This window comes from Ideonella sp. P3_A4 (assembly GCF_056403075.1).
The window spans coordinates 1-3,739 of the sequence record NZ_JBFUGE010000586.1 but is presented as its reverse complement, the minus strand read 5'-3'; the positions used below and the strand labels follow the sequence as shown (position 1 = coordinate 3,739).

The following is a 3,739-nucleotide window of genomic DNA, read 5'->3' as shown; positions in this document are numbered from 1 at the left end:
GTGACGGCGTCCTCGTAGAAGGAGACTGCTTCGCCGCCACGAAAGTGAACCGACACCACACCGGCCACCTGGCCCAGGGGCAGGGTGACCGAAAAGTAGGCGTGGCCGCGGCGTGGCTTGGGCGCGCCGATTTCGCCCGCAATAGCGGCTGTGTCGTTCGACCAGGCCGCCAGGGCGACCGAGCCCTTCAGCCCGGCCAACGAGGCCGCAAGTGCCACCAGTCCCGTTCTTCGTTTCATGGCATGACGTTAGCGCATGGCTTCGGCCTCGGTTTCGCCCACATCAGCGGCCGGCGGCCGCGCCTTGGTGAACGGCAGCGACAGATAGTGTCTGCCCAGCTCGGTCAACTGACCGGTGCCGGGGCTGGCCAGCAGGCTGGTGAAGTGCGGATCGGGGTTCCAGCGGCCGGTGAACCAGGCATAACGGAACACATCCGTGCGCTGCTCGCAGACCGAGACCATGTCGGTCATCTGCGCCTTCTGCTTTTCCAGCGTGTCGATCTGCGCGCCGTCCGACTGCCAGTGCCAGTTGGCGAACTCGGTGACCCAGAAGGGCTTGCCGTACTTGGTCAAACGGTCGAGCTGGCCGGACAGGCCGTAGTCGTACCAGTGAAAGCCGAGGTAGTCGATGCGCGGGTCGCGGCCGCCGTTGGCCGAGCGGTAGGCGGCGTAGAAGGCATCCAGCCACGCGACCGGGTCGTTGTAGGGCGACATCGTGCCCCAGGTGATCTGCGGGCCGACGATCTTCACGCCGGTTTCGGTGGCGATGCGCTCGTAGCCGGGCCAGAACGCGGCCGCCTGCTGCGGGGTCTTGTTCGACTGCTCGACCAGGTTGGGCTCGTTCAGCACCAGCAGGAACTTGATCTTCGGGTGGGCCAGCAGCCAGCTGACGACGGTGTCGTGGTCGTACGAGTCGTTCCACAGCATCGAGTAGAAGTCCATGTCGAACTTCTTGCGGTAGGCCGCCGGCGCGCCCGGGTTGGGCTTAAGGCCCCAGTCATACCACCAACTCACGCCGGGCGACAGTGCCTTCAGGTCCGGGCCGTTGGCCAGGTCGTAGGCGATGCCGCGCTTGACGCTTTTGGCGGCCAACTGTGGCGTGTCGGACAGCGTGGCCGTGGCGGCCTGCTCGATGGCGTCAGCAAGCGCCAGCGGTGATCCGGCCAGCAGCGCCAGGCCGGCGGCCAGCGCTCGGCGGCGCGAAGTGGATGAGGGGTGTTTCATAGGTGCGGCAGCGCTTTCAAGAAGGGGTGCCGAACACTAGCACCGTTGCTTCGGCGCACCCAGCCGGCCGGTCTTCGCGTTTACGCGGATCGATGTGTCCGAACGTTGCACGCGTTGGCAACCCCCGGCTACGAAGCCGCAGAAGCGGTGTTGTGCGGACCACGACTTTGCTTGCAGAGCGCGAGCCCTTGCGCGTGGTCAACGACGCAGATGTCATTTGCATCCTTGGTGTCTAGGGGTGCCAAGCGGCAGGGCGGTTGCTAGGATGCACAGCTGTGCCTACCCGGCGCTCTTTCGAAATCGATACCCTCGATGGAAATTTATCTAGACGCCAACGCCACTACCCCGGTGTTGGCCCAAGCCAGCGCAGCCGCGCTGGCCACCATGGCCGATGATTTCGGCAACCCCAGCAGCATCCACAGCACGGGCCTGAAGGCCAGGGCGATGATGAACGCGGTGCGAGCCCGAGCCCGCCGCGCGCTCGGAGCGCCGAGCGGCCAGCTGCTGTTCCTCAGCGGGGCGACCGAAGGCATCCAGACCGCAGTGCTGTCGGCCTTGAGCGCCTTGCGCACCCGCCGTGCCGAAGGTGCCGCGACCTCACCGATGCCCGAGCTGTTGCTCTACGGCGCCACCGAGCACAAGGCCGTGCCCGAGGCGCTGAAGCACTGGAACGCGCTGCTCGGCATGGGGCTGGAGGTGGTCGCGATCCCAGTCGACCAGAATGGCCGGCACGACCTGGGCTGGCTGCGCGACCATGCGCCGCGCGCCGGCCTGGTCTGCACCATGGCCGCGAACAACGAGACCGGTGTGATCAGCGACCTGGACGGCATTGCCGTCGCGCTGGCCGGCAGCCCGGCGCTGTGGATGGTCGACGGCGTGCAGGCGCTGGGCAAGCTGCCGCTTCGCCTGGTCGAGCGCCGCATCGACTACGCCCCGTTCTCTGGCCACAAGCTTTACGCCCCCAAGGGCATCGGCATGCTGTACGTGCGCGAAGGTGCGCCGTTCACGCCGCTGCTGGCGGGCGGCGGGCAAGAGGGCGCTCAACGCTCCGGGACCGAGAACATGTCCGGCATCGCAGCGCTCGGCGCGGTGCTGGCCGCGATGGAAGAAGGCCGCGGCTTCAAGAGCCCCATCACGCTGGCCAGCTTTCGGGCCAGCCTGGTCGAGGCATTGCAGGATGCGTTCCCCGGCCTGGTCTTCAACGCACCGCTGGAGCTGAGCCTGCCGACGACGCTGAACTTCTCGGTGCCTGGCCTCAGCTCGAAACTGCTGCTCGATTTGTTCGACGCCGCCGACGTGCGCGTCAGCGGCGGCTCGGCCTGCAGTGCCGCGCAGGCCAAGCCCAGCTTCGTGCTGGAGGCGATGGGCCTGCCGGAATGGCGCACTGCCTCGGCGGTGCGCATGTCCTTTGGCCCGGCCGCTGACGCCGACTTCATCGCCGAGGCCTGCGCCCGCATCCGCACCTGCGGCGAGACCCTGCGCGAGTGTTGCCTGGGCTCGGTGCCCAGCCGTGCGCTAGCGCCCGATGGTGTTTCGCGTTTCATTGTCGACGGTGCCTGCAGCTATGTGGTGGCCGATGCCAGCAGCCGCCGCTGCGTGGTGATCGACCCGCTGGCCGAGGTGACCGAGCGCGTGTCGCAGTGGCTGCGCTGCCAGGGCTACACGGTGGCGGCGGTGCTTGACACCCACAGCCGCAGCGAGCGCGCATCTGACACCTTGCTGTTTCGCCGTGACGCCCAAGACCTGCTGGAGCCGGCGGCACAGGCCGGGCTCGAGCTCTTGGGTTGGCCGCAGGGCGCCGAGCAGATCGCGCTCGGCGTGCTTCGCATCGGCCGGCTCGCTGTGCCCGGGCACACGAAAGACGCCACCGCCTATCTGCTGCACGGTGCGCAGGGGCTGCGCATGGCCTTTGTGGGCAACGTGGTGCTTCCTGGCGCGCTGGGAAGCAGCATCGGCCCGAACAGTGCACCGCAGGCCTATGGCGCGTCGCTGTGCCAGCTTGAGGCTGCCGTGGGCCCGCACACCTTGCTGGCGCCGGGGCACGACCCCCAACAGCGCGTGGCGAGCACGTTGAGCACCGAATGCGCGGTTCAGCCGCTGTTGTCGCAGTTGTTGCGCGGGGCCATCGACGCATCTGCCTTTGCGGCTGCCAAGGCGGCGCGCGAGCGGGTGCTGGCCCTGACCGGCGAGGGCGCCCACGGCGCGGTCGCCGAAGACCGCGTCGATGCCACCCCGAATGAGCTGACACCTGAGGCGCTGCAGCTGCTGTTGGAAACGCAGCCGGATCTGTTGCTGGTCGACGTGCGCGAGCCCTATGAACAGCGGCTGAGCGTGTCGCCCGATGTGGGCCTGGCGGTGCGGCACCAGACGGTGCCGATGTCCGGCCTGCTCAACGGCTTGGTCGAATGGCTGGCGTTGCCGGCCGAGACCGCGGTGGTGTTCTTCTGCCGCAGCGGCAACCGCAGCCTGCAGGCTGCGCAGGTGCTGCGCCGCCTTGGCCACACGCAAGCCTGGAG

At 68.0% G+C, this 3,739-nt stretch carries 3 protein-coding genes; 1 reads left to right on the top strand and 2 read right to left on the bottom strand.

Annotated elements, in window-relative coordinates:
- On the bottom strand, positions 1-239 hold a 239-nt coding region (locus AC1DYI_RS29380), incomplete at its 3' end, for a hypothetical protein (protein WP_477207658.1).
- Positions 240-248: 9 nt separating this feature from the next.
- Complete coding sequence (locus AC1DYI_RS29375; protein WP_477207657.1) at positions 249-1,223, bottom strand: glycosyl hydrolase; 975 nt, start codon at positions 1,221-1,223, stop codon at positions 249-251.
- A gap of 312 nt (positions 1,224-1,535) precedes the next feature.
- Here AC1DYI_RS29375 and AC1DYI_RS29370 point away from each other — a divergent pair.
- Positions 1,536-3,739, top strand: a 2,204-nt coding sequence (locus AC1DYI_RS29370) for an aminotransferase class V-fold PLP-dependent enzyme (protein WP_477207656.1), incomplete at its 3' end; no start/stop codon positions are given.

Excerpts from the sequence above, each read along its gene's own strand:
- AC1DYI_RS29375 (WP_477207657.1), bottom strand. The coding sequence starts at position 1,223 with ATGAAACACCCCTCATCCACTTCGCGCCGCCGAGCGCTGGCCGCCGGC.